General features: G+C 71.6%; 18 protein-coding genes. 8 read left to right on the forward strand and 10 right to left on the reverse strand.

Annotated elements, in window-relative coordinates:
• Positions 1-76: 76 nt before the first annotated feature.
• Together ACESM1_RS11270 and ACESM1_RS11275 are read right to left on the reverse strand one after the other, a co-directional pair.
• A complete protein-coding gene (locus ACESM1_RS11270) occupies positions 77-1369 on the reverse strand; it encodes a helix-turn-helix domain-containing protein (RefSeq protein ID WP_372620106.1) in 1293 nt (430 codons plus the stop codon).
• A 167-nt stretch (positions 1370-1536) separates the two neighbouring features.
• Positions 1537-2238: a response regulator transcription factor gene (locus ACESM1_RS11275; protein WP_372620107.1), complete on the reverse strand. Its 702-nt coding sequence runs from the start codon at positions 2236-2238 to the stop codon at positions 1537-1539.
• 103 nt (positions 2239-2341) lie between these two features.
• Here ACESM1_RS11275 and ACESM1_RS11280 point away from each other — a divergent pair, with 103 nt between their 5' ends.
• From ACESM1_RS11280 to ACESM1_RS11290, 3 genes are all read left to right on the forward strand, one after another.
• The gene (locus ACESM1_RS11280; protein ID WP_372620109.1) at positions 2342-3103 is read left to right on the forward strand and encodes a HugZ family protein; all 762 of its coding nucleotides are present in this window, start codon (positions 2342-2344) and stop codon (positions 3101-3103) included.
• Positions 3104-3238: 135 nt separating this feature from the next.
• Positions 3239-4834: a phosphoenolpyruvate carboxykinase gene (locus ACESM1_RS11285; RefSeq protein ID WP_372620111.1), complete on the forward strand. Its 1596-nt coding sequence runs from the start codon at positions 3239-3241 to the stop codon at positions 4832-4834.
• 64 nt (positions 4835-4898) lie between these two features.
• On the forward strand, positions 4899-5315 hold the full coding sequence (locus tag ACESM1_RS11290) for a DUF2237 family protein (RefSeq protein WP_372620113.1): 417 nt from the start codon (positions 4899-4901) through the stop codon (positions 5313-5315).
• Between the two features lie 3 nt (positions 5316-5318).
• Here the strand turns inward: ACESM1_RS11290 and ACESM1_RS11295 are convergent, their stop codons facing one another.
• From ACESM1_RS11295 to ACESM1_RS11315, 5 genes are read right to left on the reverse strand one after another with little or no spacing between them, the layout of a single operon-like run.
• Positions 5319-6524 carry an MFS transporter gene (locus ACESM1_RS11295; protein WP_372620114.1) on the reverse strand — a complete coding sequence of 402 codons (1206 nt, stop codon included), beginning with the start codon at positions 6522-6524 and terminating at the stop codon, positions 5319-5321.
• On the reverse strand, positions 6521-9421 hold the full coding sequence (gene polA / locus ACESM1_RS11300) for a DNA polymerase I (RefSeq protein ID WP_372620116.1): 2901 nt from the start codon (positions 9419-9421) through the stop codon (positions 6521-6523). The genes ACESM1_RS11295 and polA overlap by 4 nt, the downstream gene beginning before the upstream one ends.
• Complete coding sequence (locus ACESM1_RS11305; RefSeq protein WP_372620118.1) at positions 9381-9605, reverse strand: zinc-finger domain-containing protein; 225 nt, start codon at positions 9603-9605, stop codon at positions 9381-9383. The genes polA and ACESM1_RS11305 overlap by 41 nt, the downstream gene beginning before the upstream one ends.
• 47 nt (positions 9606-9652) lie before the next feature.
• Entirely contained in the window at positions 9653-10585 is a 933-nt protein-coding gene (locus ACESM1_RS11310) for a 2-dehydropantoate 2-reductase (RefSeq protein ID WP_372620120.1), read from the reverse strand.
• Between the two features lie 20 nt (positions 10586-10605).
• The gene (locus ACESM1_RS11315) at positions 10606-11541 is read right to left on the reverse strand and encodes a 2-dehydropantoate 2-reductase (RefSeq protein WP_372620121.1); all 936 of its coding nucleotides are present in this window, start codon (positions 11539-11541) and stop codon (positions 10606-10608) included.
• A 72-nt stretch (positions 11542-11613) separates the two neighbouring features.
• Here ACESM1_RS11315 and ACESM1_RS11320 point away from each other — a divergent pair, with 72 nt between their 5' ends.
• Genes ACESM1_RS11320 through ACESM1_RS11335 form a run of 4 tightly spaced genes read left to right on the forward strand, consistent with a single transcriptional unit; the run spans position 11614 to position 16125 of the window.
• On the forward strand, positions 11614-13251 hold the full coding sequence (locus tag ACESM1_RS11320) for an efflux RND transporter periplasmic adaptor subunit (RefSeq protein ID WP_372620123.1): 1638 nt from the start codon (positions 11614-11616) through the stop codon (positions 13249-13251).
• A gap of 2 nt (positions 13252-13253) precedes the next feature.
• Positions 13254-13979 (forward strand): ABC transporter ATP-binding protein, encoded by a 726-nt coding sequence (locus ACESM1_RS11325; protein WP_372620125.1) that lies wholly within the window; start codon positions 13254-13256, stop codon positions 13977-13979.
• Entirely contained in the window at positions 13976-15298 is a 1323-nt protein-coding gene (locus tag ACESM1_RS30395) for an ABC transporter permease (protein WP_372620126.1), read from the forward strand. The genes ACESM1_RS11325 and ACESM1_RS30395 overlap by 4 nt, the downstream gene beginning before the upstream one ends.
• 29 nt (positions 15299-15327) lie before the next feature.
• Positions 15328-16125 carry a class II aldolase/adducin family protein gene (locus tag ACESM1_RS11335; protein WP_372620127.1) on the forward strand — a complete coding sequence of 266 codons (798 nt, stop codon included), beginning with the start codon at positions 15328-15330 and terminating at the stop codon, positions 16123-16125.
• A gap of 60 nt (positions 16126-16185) precedes the next feature.
• On the opposite strand, the gene ACESM1_RS11340 is transcribed toward ACESM1_RS11335, so the two are convergent.
• Both ACESM1_RS11340 and ACESM1_RS11345 read right to left on the reverse strand, forming a co-directional pair.
• Positions 16186-16605 carry a hypothetical protein gene (locus ACESM1_RS11340; protein ID WP_372620129.1) on the reverse strand — a complete coding sequence of 140 codons (420 nt, stop codon included), beginning with the start codon at positions 16603-16605 and terminating at the stop codon, positions 16186-16188.
• A 96-nt stretch (positions 16606-16701) separates the two neighbouring features.
• Complete coding sequence (locus tag ACESM1_RS11345) at positions 16702-17349, reverse strand: hypothetical protein (protein WP_372620130.1); 648 nt, start codon at positions 17347-17349, stop codon at positions 16702-16704.
• 37 nt (positions 17350-17386) lie between these two features.
• Here ACESM1_RS11345 and ACESM1_RS11350 point away from each other — a divergent pair, with 37 nt between their 5' ends.
• Entirely contained in the window at positions 17387-18217 is an 831-nt protein-coding gene (locus ACESM1_RS11350) for an aldo/keto reductase (protein ID WP_372620132.1), read from the forward strand.
• A gap of 166 nt (positions 18218-18383) precedes the next feature.
• On the opposite strand, the gene ACESM1_RS11355 is transcribed toward ACESM1_RS11350, so the two are convergent.
• Complete coding sequence (locus ACESM1_RS11355; protein WP_372620134.1) at positions 18384-19649, reverse strand: Gfo/Idh/MocA family protein; 1266 nt, start codon at positions 19647-19649, stop codon at positions 18384-18386.
• Between the last annotated feature and the right edge of the window lie 6 nt (positions 19650-19655).

The raw sequence follows: 19655 nt of genomic DNA on the forward strand, positions 1-19655 counted from the left end.
CGCCATCGGCAACCTCCTTGACCGCTTCAGCCCCGAAGAATGCACCGACTACCTGCGACACTGCGGCTATGCACAGTCAGGCCAATAATGGTCTAGCCCGCGCGAGTTCTGCACCGGCGGCCAGCGGCGCGTCGCTGCCGATGCGGCGCAGCAGGCTGCCGAAGTCTTCCGCCGAGCCGTCGTCCCACCGCGAAGGCGGCCCATTTGGTAGCTGCATCCCGGCCATCACCGCGGCGCGCGCTTCGCGCGGCGTACAGCCGAAGGCAGAACGGAAGCTGCGGCTGAACGAGCTGGGGTCGAAGAAGCCGACGCGCTCCGCGAGGGTCGCGATCGGCACGGCGGCGAGCGCGGGGTCGGAGAGCAGCGTGTGCACGACCTTCAGCCGCAGCGACTGGATGTAGGTGGCAACACCCCCGTGCGGCTCCATCAGCCGGTACAGCGCAGAGCGCGACATCCCGGTCATGCGGCTGAGGCGCTCGGTGTTCAGTGTCGGCGAGGCCAGGTGCTGGCGGATCAGCGCACGCACCCGCTCGAACTGCGCCACGGCCACGGCTTCAGCCGTCACGGCGCGCGGTGCGGCGGTGCGGAGCAGGCAGGCGGAGAGCATGGCCCGCGTCACCTCCCCAAGGGCAGCCACGTCGGCGGGCGTGGCCTCGCGCAGGTGACGCTCGAGCAGTAGCAGGTAGTCGGCCAGCATTGGCACGCCGGGCCCGTGCAACGGCCCTGGCCCGAGCGCGGCGAGCCCGGCCGAAATCGCAGGGAAGGCGTCACGCGGCAGGTTGATGGAGACCCACTCGCTGGCGGTCCAATCGCTGATCCAGGGTTCGGCCAGGGAGAACAGGAAGGGCTGGCCCGGTGCGAAGACATGCCGGTCCTCGCCGAGCTGCACCTTGTTGGTGCCATGCCGCAAGACGCGCACGACCCAGTGGTCGAGGGCGTCCCGGCGAAGATGATCCCGATGCCGCTCGAAGCGGCACGCGCTGATCCGGCTGATGCTGAACATCATGTTGCCGAGCAGCCAGTTCTCGTTGCGATAGTATGGCGTGCTCGCCACCGGGTCGGGCACCAGGATCGTGTTCAGCGTCTGGAAGCGAGCGTTCCAGGCGTCCAGCCGCTGGCGATGTGGCAACCCGTCCGCCGTGAAGACGATGGGTTGCAGGCGGTCGGCAGATGCGGGTGCCGCCTCGGTCTGCCCAGCATGGGGCGGGTCATGCGTAATCGCGCCACCTCCCGCGTTAGGGCATCGCGCTGAACCACTACGGTTCTGACAGCAGTTGGGAAAGTCGAAACAAGAGGGTCGCGCGTCCGCACACGCAAACGTGAGGTCGGGCTCGCCGCCGGACGCGTGAGCGCCCGACGGGGCGGCCATCGCGGTTGATCTCGGGTAGATCGGGCCCCTGGCATCCGTACCCCCGGAGCACCGACTGTCAGCCCGAAGCGACGGGCATGCGGGCACGGGATCAGCGCAGGCCTGCGTGCGGTCACATGACTGCTTCGTGTCTGCCGACGTCCCGACCAGCTCCGCGCCGGCCGCTCCTACGCCTCCTTGTAGCGATACCCCAGCCCGTACAGGGTCTCGATCTGCGCGAAGTCGTTGTCCACCTGGCGGAACTTCTTGCGCACGCGCTTGACGTGGCTGTCGATGGTGCGGTCGTCCACGTAGATGTTCTCGCCATAGGCCGCGTCGATCAGCTGGTCGCGGTTCTTCACCATGCCCGGACGCACCGCCAGCGCCTTCACCAGCAGGAACTCCGTCACCGTCAGCTGCACCTGCTGGCCCTTCCAGATGCAGGTGTGCTTCGTCTCGTCCAGCACTAGGTCGCCGCGCGCGATGATCCCCCCCGCCGGCGTGCCGCTGCCCTCGGCGCGAGAGGCCTCGTTGCGGCGGAGCAGGGCGCGGATGCGCTCGAGCAGCAGGCGCTGGCTGAAGGGCTTGGTGATGTAGTCGTCGGCGCCCAGCCGCAGACCCATCAGCTCGTCCAGCTCGTCATCCTTGCTGGTGAGGAAGATTACCGGCATGGCGCTGCGCTGGCGAAGGCGCTGCAACAGCTCCATCCCGTCCATGCGCGGCATCTTGATGTCGAGCACGGCCAGGTCCACCGGCCGCGCCATCAGCCCTTGCAGCGCGCTTTCGCCATCGGTGTAGGTGCGGACCTGGAAGCCCTCCTGCTCCAGCGTCATGGAGACGGAGGTGAGGATGTTGCGGTCGTCGTCGACGAGCGCGATGGTAGCGGCCACGGCGGTCACTCCTTGGGGTCGGCGGCTTCTGGACCCCGGCAGGGCTATGATGCGGTTCTGAGCCCAGATTGTGGCAAAGACGGGTCGGGCAATCGGAGACGATATGGCGACGGAAGGTCTTGGTTTCGAGGCAAGGCGGCTGATCCGCGCCGCCAGCGCCGCCACGCTGGCCACCAGCGCGGAGGGCATGCCCTTCGCCAGCCTGGTCACCCCGGCGACGGAAGGCGACCTCTCGCCGCTGCTGCTGCTCTCCTCCCTCTCCGAGCATACCCGCCACCTGAAGGCGGAGCCGCGCTGCTCCCTGCTGTTCGTCGGTGCGCCCGAGGGCCTCAATCCGCAGACCGCGCCGCGGGTGACGCTCACCGGGTTGGCCGAGCAGGTCCCGGCGGAGGAGGTGGCGTCGCTCAAGGCCCGCTGGCTGGCGCGCCACCCCTATGCGGCGCTCTACGCCGATTTCGGCGACTTCGCACTCTGGCGGGTCCGCCCAGGTGGCGCGCTGCTGGTCGGCGGCTTCGCCCGCGCCACCCGCCTGCGGCTGGCGGATCTGCTGCCGGACCCGGCTGCGGTGGCGGCGCTGGCAGCGGCGGAGGCGGAGATCCTCGGCCATGTGAACGCCGACCACCCCGATGCCGTCGCAGTGATCGCAGAACGGCTGCTCGGCGGGCCGGCTGGGGCCTGGCGCCTCGCAGCGGTGGACACCGACGGGTGCGACCTGGCGCTGGAGGAACGGGTGATGCGCCTGGACTGGCCGGCGCCGGTCGCCGACGCGGATGGCGTGCGGGCCGGGCTGATCCGGGCGGCGCGGCAAGCGCGTGCGGCGCAGCAAGGGTTTGCACCGCAACACAAGCCCTTGTCAGGCGAGTAACCGGCCGGTTCGCATTGCGTTCCGGTGCTTAGCCGCCCTAATTTCGCCGCCCTCGCCCGCGAAGGGTGCGAGTGCGCGCAGACACCGGCCTGACCTTTCCACCAGCCGGGCTCTGCGCCCCACCGGAGGAACTTGATGACGTCCGTTGATGCTGCGCTTTCGGGAACCGGCGTGACCGGCCCGGCGGCCATTCACGCCAACCTCACCGCACCGGGCCTCTATGCGCATGCCCTTCAGCGCGGCGAAGGGCGGCTCTCCGCGGACGGGGCCTTCATGGCGGTGACCGGCCAGCACACCGGCCGATCCGTGCAGGACAAGTTCGTCGTGGACGACCCGGAGGTGCATGACGCCATCTGGTGGGGCAAGGTCAACCGGCCGATGCCACCGGCGAACTTCGCCAGGCTGACGGCGAAAGTGCGCACCTGGCTCGGCCAGAAGCCCGAGCTGTTCGTCCAGGACCTCTATGCCGGCGCCGACCCTGCGCATCGCATCCGCGTGCGGCTGGTGACCACGAACGCCTGGCACGCGCTGTTCGCGCGCAACATGTTCATCCGCCCGCCGCGGGAGGAACTGGCCGCCTTCAAGCCGGACTACGTCATCCTGCACGCGCCGGAATACGAGGCGGACCCGGAGGAGGATGGCTGCCGCAGCGCGACCTGCATCGCGCTGTCCTTCGCCGCGCGCACCATCTGCATCGCTGGGACCAGCTATGCCGGCGAGATCAAGAAATCCATCTTCACGGTGATGAACTGGATCCTGCCGGAGCGCGGGGTTCTGCCGATGCATTGCAGTGCCAATGTCGGCAAGGCGGGCGATGCGGCGCTGTTCTTCGGTCTGTCGGGCACCGGCAAGACCACGCTGAGCAGCGACCCGGAGCGTGCGCTGGTCGGCGACGACGAGCATGGCTGGTCGGATGACGGCATCTTCAACTTCGAGGGCGGCTGCTACGCCAAGGTCATCAAGCTGTCCCGGGAGGCCGAGCCGCAGATCTGGGATGCCTCGCACCGCTTCGGCGCGGTGCTGGAGAACGTGATCGGTGACGCGTTCGGAAACCTCGACCTGGACGACAACAGCCTGACCGAGAACACCCGGTCCTGCTACCCGATCGAGTTCATCCCGAACACGGTGCCGGGCGGTGTCGCGGGCAAGCCGAGAAACGTCGTGATGCTAACGGCGGACGCCTTCGGCGTGCTGCCGCCGATCGCGAAGCTGACGCCGGCGCAGGCGATGTACCACTTCCTCTCCGGCTACACCGCGCGCGTTGCGGGCACCGAGAAGGGGATGGGGAAGGAGCCGCAGGCGACCTTCTCCACCTGCTTCGGCGCGCCCTTCCTGCCGCGCCATCCGGAGGTGTACGGCCGGATGCTGGAGGAGCGCATCAAGCGGGACGGCGCGCAGGTATGGCTGGTCAACACCGGCTGGACCGGCGGCGCCTATGGCACCGGCAAGCGGATGAGCATCCAGCACACCCGCGCGCTGCTGCGCGCCGCGCTGGATGGCAGCCTGACGAAGGCGGAGTTCGTGCGCGATCCCTTCTTCGGCCTGATGATCCCGAAGGCAGTGCCGGGAATCCCGAGCGAGGTGCTGAACCCGCGCGAGACCTGGGCCGACAAGGACGCCTATGACCGCCAGGCGAAGCAACTGGTCTCGCTGTTCGAGAAGAACTTCGAGAGCTTCGCCGGCGCCGTCGGCGATGACGTGAAGGCCGCCGCGATTCGGGCGGCTGCGTAACCCGCGTAGCCCCCGCGCAAGCGACCCCCTCCCCCGCGCGCGGGGGAGGGGGTAGCATTGGGCCATGCCCCTCGACGACACGAACCGCCGCCGTGGCGGCGGCGAAGGCCCGCCGCCGGCGAAGAACGTACTTGGTGGAGCGCTACTGCCCTGCTCGGTCGCGCCCCTGACCGGCTTCTTCCGCGACGGCTGCTGCAACACCGGGCCGCATGACCTTGGCCTGCATGTGGTCTGCGCGCAGATGACGGCGGAATTCCTCGCCTTCTCCAGGGCGCGCGGCAACGACCTCTCGACGCCGCAGCCCGAATACGGATTCGCCGGCCTCAAGCCCGGCGACCGCTGGTGCCTCTGCGCCGCGAGGTGGGAGGAGGCGCGCGCGGCCGGCATGGCGCCGCCGGTGCTGCTGGAAGCGACCCATGTCGCGGCGCTGGCGGTGGTGGCGCTGGACGATCTGCGCGCGCACGCGCTGGACGCGGGGTAGCGGCTACCGCCGGCGGACTTCCTGCAGCGCGGCAACCACGGCGGTGATCGCCATGAAGCCGGCGCCGAGCAGGAACACCGCGTTCGGGTGGCCGGCATCCATCAGCCAGCCGAAGAGCCGCGGGCCGATCAGCCCGCCGTTGTTGACGCCGGTGGAGACCAGGCCGAAGGCCGCGCCCGCCTGGCCGGGCGGGGCCGCGGCGCGCACCATCATGTCGCGCGAGGGCATGCAGAGCCCGGTCAGCACGCCCGAGAGACCGAGCAGCGCGACGACGGCGACGCCGGGCAGCGGCAGCGTGGCGACGCCGAGCGTCAGCACCGCCGCGGCGGCGAAGCCGGCGGCCGCCACCAGCCCATGGCGCTGCGATCGGTCTGCCAGGCCGCCGCCGAGCAGCACGCCGCAGGCCGAGCCGACCAGGAAGGCGGTCAGCCCCGCGCTCGCCGTCGCCAGCGACAACTGGTGGCCATCCACCAGCGCGGCGATGGCGAAGCCGTTGGTGCCGCTGATCGAGAGCGAGATCAGGACGAAGAATCCGGTAAGGCTGAGGATCGCCGGGCTCAGCAGCCGCGGCGGCTTCTCCCCCTCGGCGCGTTTCGGCTTAGACACCGCCACGTCGCGTGGGCAGGCCAGCCAGAGGAAGCCCGCCACGCCGAAGGCCGCGAGCCCGGCGCAGAGCACCGCCCCATGCACCCCGAACACCGCTGCGAGACCAAGCATGGCCGCAGGCGCGGCGGCACCGCCGGCGTAGCCGGCGAAGGTATGCAGCGAGAAGGCGCGGCCCATCCGGGACGAGCCGATGCCGCCGTTCAGCAGCGCGTAGTCCGAGGGGTGGTAGACGGCATTCGCCAGCCCGGCGATGGCGCCGGCCAGGATCATCCAGCCATAGCCGCCGAAGATCGCGAAGGCGGTGAAGGCGATGCCGCCAGTCACCAGCCCCGCGGTCAGCACACGCCGCGGCCCGATGCGGTCCACCAGCAGGCCCATGGGCGCCTGGGTCAGCGCGGAGACCACGCTGAACACGGTGACCACCAGGCCGAGCTCCAGGAAGCTGACGCCCAGTTCCGGCCGCAGCAGCGGAAACAGCGGCGGGAACACCAGCATGTGCATGTGGCTGAGCGCATGCGCGGCCGCGACGGCGGTCAGCAGCCGTCGTTCCTCGCCGGTCCACCCCTGCGCCCCGGGAGGGATCGCGGCCGTTGCAGTACTCAATGCGCCTCCGCCCAGTTGCGCCCATGCCCGACTTCGACGGCCAGCGGGACCGACAGCGTGGCGGCGTTCTCCATCACCTCGCGCACCAGGCGCGCGGTGGCTTCCGCCTCCGCCTCGGGGAGTTCGAAGACCAGCTCGTCATGCACCTGCAGCAGCATGCGCGCGGAGAGACCGGCTTCGCGCAGCGCGAGCGGCAGCCGGACCATGGCGCGCTTGATGATCTCGGCCGCGCCGCCCTGGAAGGGTGCGTTGATCGCGGCGCGCTCGGCGCCGGCGCGGCGGGCCTGGTCTCTGGCGCCGATCTCGGCGATCCAGATCTTGCGGCCGAAGGGGGTTTCGACGTAGCCGCGGGTGCGGGCGTCCTCCTTCAGCCGTTCCATGCAATCGCGCACGCCGGGATATTGCGCGAAATAGGCGTCGATGATCGAACGCGCCTCACCCGGCGGGATGCCAAGGCGCGCCGCCAGGCCGAAGGCGGACATGCCGTAGATCAGGCCGAAATTGATCGTCTTGGCGCGGCGCCGCGCTTCCTTGTCCACCTTGGCGGGATCGAGGTGGAAGATGTCGGCGGCGGTCCGGCTGTGGATGTCCTCGCCGCGCGCGAAGGCCTCCTTCAGCGACGGCACGTCGGCGACATGCGCCAGGATGCGCAGCTCGATCTGGCTGTAGTCCGCGCTGAGCAGCACGTTGCCGGGTTCGGCCACGAAGGCGGTACGGATGCGCGCCCCTTCTTCCGACCGAACCGGGATGTTCTGCAGGTTCGGTTCGGTGGAGGAGAGGCGGCCGGTGGTGGTGACGGCCATGGCGAAATCGGTGTGCACGCGCCCGCCGCCATCCGCCTTCTGGGCCAGCGCATCCACATAGGTGGATTTCAGCTTCTGGATCTGCCGCCAGTCCAGCACGCGGCGGGCGAGCTCCACGCCCTGCGCGGCCAGCTCCTCCAGCACGGAGGCATCGGTGCCCCAGGCGCCGGTGAGCTTGCTGCGCTTGCCGCCGGGCAGCTTCATTTCGTCGAACAGGATCTCCCCGAGCTGCTTCGGCGAGCCGACATTGAAGGGGCGCCCGGCAAGCTGGTGGATGTCCTTCTCGTAGGTTACCAGCTTTTCGGAGAAATCCTCGCCGATGCGGGCGAGCTCGGCGGCGTCCACCTTGATGCCGGCGAGCTCCATGTCGCGCAGCACCGCCACCATCCGCCGCTCCACCTGCTCGTAGAGCGAAAGCGCCTTCGCCTCCCGCAGCCGGGGCTTCAGCAGCGACCACAGGCGCAGCGCGACATCGGCGTCCTCGGCGGCATAGGCGGTCGCCTTGTCGAGCGGGACCTGGCTGAAGGGGATGCGCGCACGGCCGGTGCCGGTGACGGAATCGAAGGTGATCGGCGTATGGCCGAGATGCCGCAGCGAAAGCTCGTCCATCCCATGCCCGTGCCGCCCGGCATCCATGGCGTAGGAAACCAGCATGCTGTCATCCACCGGCGCGACGGCGATGCCGCCGTTCTCCACCCGGCACAGCACTTCCATGTCGTATTTGGCGTTGTGCAGCACCTTGAGGACCGAGGGGTCCTCCAGCAGCGGCTTGAGCTCGGCCAGCGCCGCACCGGCGTCGAGCTGTGCGGGCCGCCCCTCGCCCATCAGGTCGCCGCTGCCTTCGTGGCGCAGCGGCACGTAGCAGGCGCGGCCGGGTGCCGTGGCGATCGAGAGGCCGACGAGATTGGCCTTCAGCGCATCCAGGCTGTCGGTTTCGGTGTCGAAGCCGATCACGCCCGCCTCGCGCGCGGCGGCGATCCAGCTGCGCAGTGCGTCCGGCGTGGTGACGGTCTCGTAGGGGCCGAAGGGCGCCGCCGCGGCAGGGGGCGTTGGCATCGCCTGCGCCGCGCTGGGCGAGGAGAGGCGGTGGTTGCGCGTGGTGGGTGCGGCGCCGTCGCCGAAGCCGAGGCGCGCGAGCAGGCTGCGGAAGCCGTTCTCGCGCAGGAATTTCTCAAGCGCCGCCGGCTGCGGCGCGCGGGCGACCAGCTTCTCCACCGGGGCGGGCAGCGGCGCGTTGTCGTCCAGCTGCACCAGGCGGCGGCTGATGCGCGCCTTCTCGGCGTTCTGCTCCAGCGCCTCGCGCCGCTTCGGCTGCTTGATCTTCGCCGTGCTGGCCAGCAGCGTTTCAAGGTCGCCGTATTCGGCGATGAGCTGTGCCGCGGTCTTGATGCCGATGCCGGGCACGCCGGGGACGTTGTCGGTGGCATCGCCGGCCAGCGCCTGCACCTCGACCACCTTGTCCGGCGTCACGCCGAACTTCTCCAGCACCTCGGGCTCGCGGATCGGCTTCTGCTTGATCGGGTCGAGCATCTCCACGCCGGGCCGGATCAGCTGCATCAGGTCCTTGTCGCTCGACACGATGCTGACGCTGCCGCCCTCGGCGGCGAACACCTTGGCATAGGCCGCGATCAGGTCGTCCGCCTCGTAGCCCGGCTGTTCCAGGCGGCAGACGCCGAGCGCATCGGTCGCGTCGCGGATCAGCGCGAATTGCGGCACGAGCTCCGGCGGCGGCTCCGGGCGGTGCGCCTTGTATTCGGGGTAGAAGTCGTTGCGGAAGGTGGTCCGCGCGCTGTCGAACACCACCGCGATGTGGGTTGCCGCGTGTTTCGCGAGGAACTGCGACAGCATGGAGGTGAAGCCATAGACGGCGTTCACATGGGTGCCGTCCGGCCGGGTCATCGGCGGCAGGGCGTGGAAGGCGCGGAAGATGTAGCCCGAGCCATCCACCAGGATCAGCCGCTTCTCCCCCGGCGCGACCGGGGGGAGGGGGCCGTTCGTGCCGTTGCCGGCGCTCGCCGGCGTGGCTTCCGCGACGATCCCGCCGGCGGCGGGCTCAGTGTCCGCCGTCGTCACCCGCACCCTCGGCGAGCACATATGTGCTCGAGCAGTAGGGGCAGGTCACCTGCCGGTCCACGATGCGCAGCCACACCTGCGGGTGGCCGAGCTGCCCGCCGCCGCCGTCACAGGCCACGGAGCGGGTCTGCACGGTGAAGGTCTCCACCGGCGTCACGCCGGGAATGAGGACGGGCGTGTAGCCCGTCTGTCGCGGATCGCGCATGCGGCTCCCTTGTGCTGGCCGGGCGGAAGATAGGCCCCCGGGGCCGATCAGGCCAGTCCGCCCGCTTCCCGCAGGCGCCGCTGGTCCTGCGCCCTGGCGTGGAGCAGGGCGGCGCGCTGCAGCTCGTGCGGGATGCCGGCGCGGCGCGCGCCCTCGACCAGGAAGCCGAGGATGTGGTCGGCCTCGTTCGGCCCGCCCCGCTCCACGTCCCGCAGCAGGGAGGTGATCGCGGCGCTCCGTTCGTCCGCGAAGGCCCGCTCGACGAAGGGCCGCACATCGGCCGAGACGGCGTGCCCGTTGGCGGCGGCGACGGCGGCGTTGCCCTCGAGCATCGCCAGCGCCAGGTCCCGCCCGCCGGCGCGCACGATATCGCCGATCGCCGCGCGGAACAGCACCGTGGCGCCGGCCAGGGTACCGATGATGACCAGCTTGTCCCACATCCGTTGCAGGATGTCGGGCACGGCGATCGCCTCCAGCCCGCGGCCGCGGCCGAGGGCGGCGGCAAGCACGGCGGCGCGGCCGCCCATCCGCCCGTCCTGCTCGCCGAAGACGAGTTCGCTCAGCTCCCCGGTCTGGCGTACTACGCCGTCCGGCGTCATCCCGGCGACGATGCGCGCCATGCCGCCCCAGACGCGCTCCCGCCCGAAGGCGGCGTTGAGGCGGTCCATGTGCGACAGGCCATTCAGCACCGGCAGTACCGCGGCACCGGCCTCGACCGCAGGGCGGATGGTGTCGATGGCGCTGTCGAGGTCGTAGGCCTTGGCGGTCAGCAGCACCGCGTCGAAGCCCGGGCCGGCCACCGCGGCCGTGGCAACCGAGCGGCGGATGTCGCCGGCCGGGCTTTCCACCACCAGCCCATCGCGGGCGAGCTGTTCGGCCCGCCGCGGCCGCACCAGGAAGGTCACGTCGAGACCACGTTCGATCGCGCGCCCGCCAAACACGGCGCCGAGCGCCCCGGCGCCAAGGACCAGCATCCGCATCGGCCCGTCCCTTCCGTGGATCAGCCCGTGGCGGGCAGCCGCCCCGCCTGCCGGCGCTCATCGTAGGCGCGGGCATGCAGCACGGCCAGGGCGTGTAGCTCCGTCGGCACCTCCACGCGGCGCGCGGCCTCGGTGAGCCAGGCGAGGATGTGCTCTGCCTCGGTCCGCCCGCCAGCCTCCAGGTCGCGCAGCATGGAGGCGGTGTAGGCGCTGGCCGGGTCGGAGAACAGCGCGCGGTAGCTCTCCAGGAATTGCGACGTCATCGCATGGCCGTGCGCAGCGGCGATGGCGGCGTTCCTCTCGAGCAGGGTCAGCAGGAAATCCCGCCCCCCGGCACGCACGATCTCGCCGACATTGGCGCGCATCAGCACCGTGCCGGCGGCGACGGTGCCGAGATGCACCAGCTTCTCCCACATGCGGCGGGCAATGTCCGGCACCGCCTCGGCCTCCAGCCCGTGGGAGCTGCCGAGGGCGGCGGCAAGCGCGGCGGCGCGGCCGTCCATCCGCCCGTCCTGCTCGCCGAAGGTCAGCCAGCGCCAGTCGCCGAGGTGCTTCACCACGCCCGCTTCCGTCAGCGTCGCCTGGCACTTCGCCAGCCCGCCCCAGACGCGGCCGCGGCCGAAGACGGCGTTCAGCGCGTCCATATGCGCTAGGCCGTTGAGCACCGGCAGCACGCAGGCGCCCGCCTCGACCGCCGGGCGGATCGCGGCGATCGCGCCGTCCAGGTCGTAGGCCTTGCAGGAGAGCAGCACGACGTCGAAGCCCGGCCCGGCCGCGGCGAGCGTGGTCACCTGCCGGCGGATGTCGCCGAGGGGGCTTTCGACCACCAGCCCGTCGCGGGCGAGCTGTTCCGCCCGTCGCGGCCGGACCAGGAAGGCGACATCCAGGCCGCGTTCCAGCGCCCGCCCGCCGAAATAGCCGCCGAGCGCCCCGGCGCCGAGCACCAGAATCCGCATGTCGTCCCCCGTGATCTTTTGGTGCAACACCGACATTGGCGAGTTACATCATCCTGCGCAAATCAGGATCCCATGCGCCGCTTCCCGCTCCTTCTCGCCGTCCTTGCCGCATTCGGCGCCGTCGCCTGGTGGGCCGGTGCGCCCGCCGCCATGGGCTGGCTGCCCGCCCTGCCGGGTTGGGCCGGCGGCGGCGCCACCGACGGGCCGCAGCTGCGCCTGGCGGAGACCGATCGCGGCCCGATCACATCGGTCGTCGCGGCGACGGGCACGGTGAACCCGGTGCTCTCGGTGCAGGTCGGCAGCCAGCTCTCGGGGCAGATCCGCGAGCTGTTCGCCGACTTCAACACGCGTGTCACCGCCGGCCAGCCGGTCGCACGGCTCGACACGCGCACCATCGAGGCCCGCCAGGCGGCCGCCGCAGCCGACCGGGACTCCGCCGACGCCGCCGTGCTGGTGGCGCGCGCCCAGGCGGAGCGCGCCGCGGCCGAGCTGGGCTCCGCCACCGCCCAGCTCACCGCCGCGCGCGCCCGCGCCGACAGCGCCGACGCCCAGGCCCGCGACGCCGAGGCCGAACTCCGCCGCGCAACCGAGCTCCGGGCCCGCGGGGTGAACGCCGAACGCGATCTCTCCCGCGCCCAGTTCGCCGCCGAGCGGATGCGCGCCGATGCCGCCGCCGCCCGCGCCGCCGCCGCCCAGCAGGAAGCGGCACTGGCCGGCGCCGAGGCGGCGATCCGCACCGCCCAGGCGCAGGTCGCCGCCGCCGAGGCCGCGGCGGCGCAGCGTGCCGCGCAGCTCCGCCAGGTGGAGGTGGATCTTGCGAATGCCACCATCCGCGCGCCGATCGACGGCGTGGTGATCTCGCGCAGCGTTGATATTGGCCAGACCGTCGCGGCCAGCCTGCAGGCGCCGGTGATCTTCATGATCGCCGCCAGCCTCGACGAGATGGAGGTCTGGGCCACGGTGGACGAGGGCGACATCGGCCGCATTCGCGCCGGGCAGGAGGTCAGCTTCACCGTTGCCGCCCATCCCGGCGTGGATCTGCGCGGCTCGGTGAAGGAGATCCGGCTGGCGCCGACCACTGTGCAGAACGTGGTGACTTATACAGTCGTGGTCAGCGCTCCCAACCATGGCGGCCGGATGCTGCCAGGCATGACGGCCACGCTGCGCATCGTGACGGACCAGCGCGCCGCGGCGCTGCGCGTGCCCAATGCCGCGCTACGCTGGCGGCCACCCGGCGGTTCGGCCGACGCCGTGCCACAGCCCGGCGTCGGCGGCGGCCCGATCGAGCAGGCGCTGCGCGAGCTGCCGGACCTGACGGACACGCAGCGCGCCGAGATCGCAGCCGCCCAGGCGGAGCTGCGCGAGCGGCTGGCGAACCTGAACGGCGAGCCCGAGGCGCGCCGCCGGCAGGCCCAGGCGGCACGCCAGCGCATGGTTGGGCGTTTCAACGCCGTGCTGACCGCCGAGCAGCGCGCCCGGCTGGCGGAGATGCGCGCGGGCGGTCGCGGCCGCGGCGCCGCCGGCACTGTCTGGGTGGCGGAGGAGGGGGAGACGCCGCGGCCCGTGGCGGTACGCACTGGCCTGACCGACGGCTCCGTCACCGAAGTCCTTTCGGGGCTGGAGGCGGGCATGCGCGTGGTGGTCGGCACGGAGCGCGCCACCGGTCGCGCCACCGCAGCGCGCACGGCGACCGGGCCGAGGCCCTTCTGACCGTGCCGCTGATCGAGACCGAGGGCCTGAGCCGGCACTACCCTGCCGGCGACGGAGTGGTGGCGGCGCTGCAGGCGGTGACGCTGGCGATCGGACCGGGCGCCTTCGTGGCGGCGATGGGGCCCTCCGGCTCCGGCAAATCGACCTTCCTGAACCTGATCGGCTGCCTGGACCGGCCGACGCGCGGCACCTATCGGCTGATGGGGGAGGACACCGGCACGCTCTCCGCCGACCGCCTGGCGGAGCTGCGCTCGCGCCGGCTCGGCTTCGTGTTCCAGTCCTTCAACCTGCTGCCGCGGGTGGATGCGCTCGGCAATGTCGAGCTGCCGATGGTCTATCGCGGCGTGTCGCGCCGGGCGCGCCGCGACCGCGCGGCGGAGGCGCTGGAGCTGGTCGGGCTGGGTGAGCGCCTGCACCACCGCCCGACGCAGCTTTCGGGCGGGCAGCAGCAGCGCGTGGCGATCGCGCGCGCGCTGGTCAACGGCCCCGACCTGCTGCTGGCGGACGAGCCGACGGGCGCGCTCGATTCCCGCACCGGGCTTGAGATCATGGCGCTGTTCCAGGAGTTGAACCGCGCCGGCGTGGCGGTGCTGATGGTCACCCACGACGCTGAGGTCGCAGCCTTCGCCAGCCGCACGCTGCGCTTCCGCGATGGCAGGCTGGTGGGCGACACACGGCAGGCGCCGCGCGATGCGGCCGCGGCGCTGGATGGGAACCTGGCGGCATGAATGTCGAGGTCCGCCCGGAGCGGAGGCCGCCTTCCGCCACCCCGGCGCCGCGCATCCTGCCGCCGCTGCCGCCGTCGCGGGCCGGCATGGCGCCGGCCGAGGCGCTGCGCGGCGCGCTCGGCGCGCTGGCGGCGAACAAGCTGCGCGCGATGCTCACCGCGCTCGGCATCTTCATCGGCGTCGCGGCGGTGATCGCCACCGTCGCGGTGGGCGCCGGTGCGCGGGACCAGGTGCTGCGGCAGATCCAGTCGCTCGGGGCCAATGTGATCGTCGTCTGGGGCGGCAGCGTGAATGCGGGCGGCGTCCGGCTCGGCGCCGGGCAGCGGCAGAACCTCACCTGGGACGATGCCCGCGCGATCGAGCAGGAGATCGGCGCGGTGGCGGCGGCCTCGGGCAATATTCGCAGCCAGCAGCAGGTGATCGCCGGCAACCAGAACTGGGCGACCGCGGTGCAGGGCAGCGACCCGCAGATCTTCGCGGTGCATGACTGGCCGGCCGAATACGGCAGGCTGTTCACCGCCGAGGAGGCGGCTGCGGGACGCAAGGTGGCGGTGCTGGGCGCGACGGTGGCCGAGATGCTGTTCGGCGAGTCCGACCCCGTTGGGCAGGAGATCCGCATCCGCACCACCCCCTTCCAGGTGATCGGCGTTGCCGCGCGCAAGGGCCAGAACGCGCAGGGCCAGGATCTGGACGATGCGGTGTTCATCCCCTTCTGGGCCGCGCGGCGCAGCGTGATGGGCGCCAGCGCCACCCGCTTCCGAGCGGTCAGCTGGATCGCGATCAACGTGCATGAGGGCGAGGACATGCACGCCACTGAGGAGGAGTTGCGCACCCTGTTCCGCCAGCGCCATCGCGTCGCGCTCAATGAGCCCGATACGGTGAACGTCCGCAACATGGCGGAGGTGGCAGCGACGCGGGACGCTTCGGCGCGGACGCTGTCCACGCTGCTGGCGGCGGTCGCGGCCGTCTCGCTGCTGGTGGGCGGGATCGGGGTGATGAACATCATGCTGGTCAGCGTGACGGAGCGCACGCGCGAGATCGGGCTGCGCCTGGCGGTGGGCGCACGGCGCCGCGACATCCTGGCGCAGTTCCTGCTGGAGGCGGTGATGCTCGCGGTGCTCGGCGGGCTCGCCGGGGTGGCGGCCGGCATCGGCGTGTCGCACCTGATGTCGGGCCTCGCCGGCTGGCCGGTGCTGATCCAGTGGGACGCGGTGGCGCTGGCGGTTGCCGTTTCCGGCCTGACCGGCCTGTTCTTCGGCTTCTGGCCGGCGCGGCGGGCGGCTATGCTCGACCCGATCCAGGCGCTGCGCAGCGAGTAGCGCACGCCCCGTCCGGAGGAAGGAAAGACATGCCCGACAGCGCCGCCGACCGTTTCCGCATCCCCTCGGTGCGAGACCGCGTCAGCACGGAGGAATGGCAGGCCCGCGTGGACCTCGCGGCCTGCTACCGGCTGATGGCCCTCTACGGCATGGACGACATGGGGGCCAACCACATCTCGCTCGCCGTGCCGGGGGAGGAGGGCGCCTTCCTCATCAACTCCTACGGCATGATGTACGAGGAGATCACGGCGTCCTCGCTCACCAAGATCGACATCGAGGGGAACGTGCTGATGAAGCCCGAATTCCCCGACGGGCTGAACTACGGCGTGAACCGCGCCGGCTTCGTGATCCATGGCGCGATCCACAAGGCGAAGCACGAGTACAAATGCGTCATCCACACGCACACCTGGCCGGGGATGGCGGTGAGCAGCCTGGAATGCGGGCTGCTGCCGATGAACCAGACGGCGATGCGCTTCGCCAAGATCGGCTACCACGACTACGAGGGCGTGGTGCTGGACCTCTCCATGCAGGAGAAGCTGGTGCGCGATCTCGGTGACTACCCGGCGCTGATCCTGCGCAATCACGGGCTGCTGACGGTGGGGCGGACGATCGGCGAGGCGTTCAACTGGATGCATCGCCTCGAACTCTCCTGCAAGGCGCAACTCGCCGCGCAGGCGACCGGGCAGAAGATCATCGAGGTGCCGAAGAAGGTGGTCGAGGAGACCTGGAACAACTACCAGCCCGGCACGCGGCGGCCCTATGGCGTGATGGAGTGGCCGGCGCTGCAGCGCAAGCTGGACCGGATCGACCCGAGCTTCCGGGATTGAGGCAGCACCGCCGCCGCGCCGGGAGCGCGCGGCGGCGGCATCGCCCGCGATGCGTCGGGGTCAGCGCATCGCGGCGATGTCGAGGATCTCGGCCTGTGGCAGGCCGGTGACCGGCCCGGCGGCGGTCAGAGCGCCGGTCTCCAGGTTCGCCATGTGCAGCGTGCCGGCTGCGAGGACCCAGGCGGTATCGGCGCCGCCTTCCGCCGCGATGATGTCCGTCGCGACACCGGCCCGCCGCCCTTCGGCCGCGGCGGCGACACGCTCCGGCGCATCGGGCTCCACAGGCTGGCCGGCGCGCGCGGCGATGCGCATGAAGGCGTCCTGCAGGGCATCCGCCGCGGCGTCTCGGTCGCGCAGGATCGCATTGGCCACGCCGAACAGGGGAACCGACTGGCGCTCGTACGCCGCCCGCAACGCTGCCCGATCGCCACGCGCAACGGCGGCGAGCAGCGTGGCGATCTCGGCCGGCGCATCCATCATCACGATATCTGACCCTGTCCAGCCAGCCTGCAAGCTCGTTGCGCGCGCGTCCACCCGGACGCTACGCGTCGCGCGTGCCGATGGATGCGGGCCGGGTCAGTTCCCGAACAGGCGTTGCAGCCGCAACAGGATGTCCGGCAGGGAGAGGGCGGAGGGCGCGGCGGAGGCGGCGGGGACGCTGCCCTCCGGCACCCGGGCGCGGTAGCGCGTCAGCGCCTCCCGCGTGCGGTCGAGGCGCAGCTCCGTCGGCTCGGAACTGCCGGAGCCGGCGCCGAAGCCGATCATGCGGACCAGGGCCGTGTTCGCGGTGCGCAGCTCGGCCGCTGCGCGTTCGGCATCCTCGGGCCGCGGTGCGCAGACCAGGTTGCGGCCTTCCAGCGTGCAGGGCATCTCGAAGAACTGGTTCGGCGGGAAGCGGAGCTGGGCGGTGCCGGTCAGCGCCAGCAGGCCGCGGCCGGCGCCTTCCAGCGTCAGGTCGCGCGCCACCACCACGGGCACCAGCCTGCCGCCGCGGTCCTGCACTTCCAGCAACAGGGAGGAGCCGGCGGCGCTCTGCGCGCGCTCCACCGGCTCCCGGTGGCGGAGCTGGCAGTCGGCGCGGTCGGTCATCCGGTCCGTGACGCAGGACAGCCGCCAGGTGCCGATCTCCTCCGGCGGGACGGCGGCGGGCGTGGTTGTCTGCGCCGCTGCGGTTGCGGCGAAGCCGGCCAGGGCGAAGCTGACGAGGAATCGTTTGGCGCGCATCATGGGAGATCATGTAGGCAATGCCGGGGACGGTTCCATGGCAATGGTGCAACTTCCGGACGGCACAGAGGTCCCGGCGCTGGGACAGGGCACCTGGCGCATGGGCGAGCGCGGCGGCGACCGGCGGGCGCAGGCGGCGGCGCTGCGGCTCGGCCTCGACCTCGGCATGACGCTGATCGACACCGCCGAGATGTACGGCGAGGGCGGCGCCGAGGAGGTGGTGGCGGAGGCCATCGCCGGGCGGCGCGACGAGGTGTTCCTGGTCTCCAAGGTCTATCCGCACAATGCCTCGCGCGGCCGGCTGCCGCGGGCGCTGGAAGCGAGCCTGAAGCGGCTGCGCGTGGAACGGCTGGATCTGTATCTGCTGCACTGGCGCGGCGGCGTGCCGCTGGCCGAGACGGTGGAGGCGATGCAGCGTGCGCGGGCGGAGGGCAAGATCGCGCGTTGGGGCGTTTCCAACCTGGACGTTGACGATCTGGAGGAGTTGGGGCCGGCGCTGGCCGACTGCACGACCGACCAGGTGCTGTGGAACCTCGAGGCGCGCGGGGTGGAGTTCGACCTGCTGCCCTTCTGCGCGAAGCACGGCATGCCGGTGATGGCCTATTCGCCGATCGGCCAGGGCGGGACGCTGCTGCGCGAATCCACGCTGGAGGTGATCGCGGCGCGGCACGACGCGACGCCGGCGCAGGTGGCGCTGGCCTTCGTGCTGCACCGGCCCGGCGTGATCGCGATTCCGAAGGCGGCAGATCCCGCGCATGTCCGGGAGAATGCGGCGGCGCGCGCGCTCAAGCTGGCCGTTTCGGACATGAAGGAGCTCGACTCCGCCTTCCCGCCGCCGCGGCGCAAGCGTCCGCTGGAGATGATCTGATGACGGCGCGCCTTCACGCCCCTTCGTGAAGGCCTTCTGACGCGAGCGCCGCTCCGCGGCTCGGCTGCCGCATCTGCGGCGGGCGCCGTTCGGCGCCTCGGCCGTCACGAAACGTGCCGGCCGCCACCGGATCACCGGCACCGCTTCCCCTCTGCAGGGCGGCGCTTCAGCCTTTCCAGGTCAGCGGCGCGATCGGCGGGAAGGTGGAGCCGATCGTCCGCACCGGGCCGAAGCGCTCGGGATACTGCAGCGTCTCTACCAGCTCGGTGATGTGCACGCCGAGTTCCGCCGAAAGCCGGCAGGGCCGGCCTTCGCGGATCGCCTCGGCCAACTCGGCGGGGCCGCGCAGGAAGTCCACCGGCTTGTTCCGCGCCGAACTGCGGAAGGCCGGCCGGCGCGCAAAGGCGTAGCGCCGGTCGAGCCGCAGCCCGTGCAGCGACCAGGGCACGCGCAGCGCATGCTCCAGGCGGTTCCGCAGCGCGCCGAGCGTCGAGCCCAGCTGCGCGGCGAGTCGGCCCGGTGCTTCGCGGCGGAGATAGACGGGCGCGGCATCGTCGCGCACGCAGGGGGTGTGGAGCACGCCCTCGTCGCCGATGATGGTGATGGAGCGGTCCGGCGGCGCGACCAGGCTGCAGCTGACCCGCGCGACGATGTTGCCGTCGTATTCCAGGCAGCCCTCGGTCAGGTCGGGCACCCCGGCGGCGCCCGCGACGCCCTTTTCGGGAAGCTGGCAGGCGGCGAAGGCGTGCACGCGCCGCGCCGGCCCGAAGAAGGCGGCGAGCCAGGTGAGGACATAGCCCGCATGTTCATAGGTGCAGCCCGTCGCGAACTCGTCCTCCACCGGCCAGGGGGCGCCGGAGGCGCTGCGCCAGCGCTCGGGGTGCTGGCGGTGGATCATCCCGTCGTGGAAATTCGCATGCACGAGGCGGACGCGGCCGATGGCGCCGTCTCGCACCGCCTTCCACATCGTCTGCGCCGTCTCGCCAAGCAGGCTGGCCGGGGCGGCGGCGAGATGCAGGCCCTGCCGCTGCGCCAGCGCCGCGAGCTCCGCCGCCTCCACCGACGCCATCGCCAGCGGCTTCTCGGAATAGACGTGCCGGCCGGCCTCGAGACAGGCGCGGGTCAGGGCGAAATGGCTGGCGGGGTTGGTGAGGTTCAGCACCATCTCGACCTCCGGCGCGGCCAGCAGGTGGTCGAGATCGCGGAAGGAGAGCAGGCCGTGGTGGCGGCAGAAGGCGGCGAGGCGATCCGGCTTGCGGTCGTAGGCGCCCACGATGCGCAGCATCGGGTGCGCGCCGATGGTCGCCATGTAGAAATCGGCCACGAAGCCGCAGCCAAGGATGGCGATGCCGATCGGCCGCTGCCCGGGCAGGGCCGGCGGGGCAGCGTGTCGGGGGGTGGCCGCCAGGGCCGGTTTTCGAATGCCCCCCATCTTCCC

Source organism: Falsiroseomonas sp. (genome assembly GCF_041690465.1).
In the GTDB taxonomy this organism is placed as follows: domain Bacteria; phylum Pseudomonadota; class Alphaproteobacteria; order Acetobacterales; family Acetobacteraceae; genus Falsiroseomonas.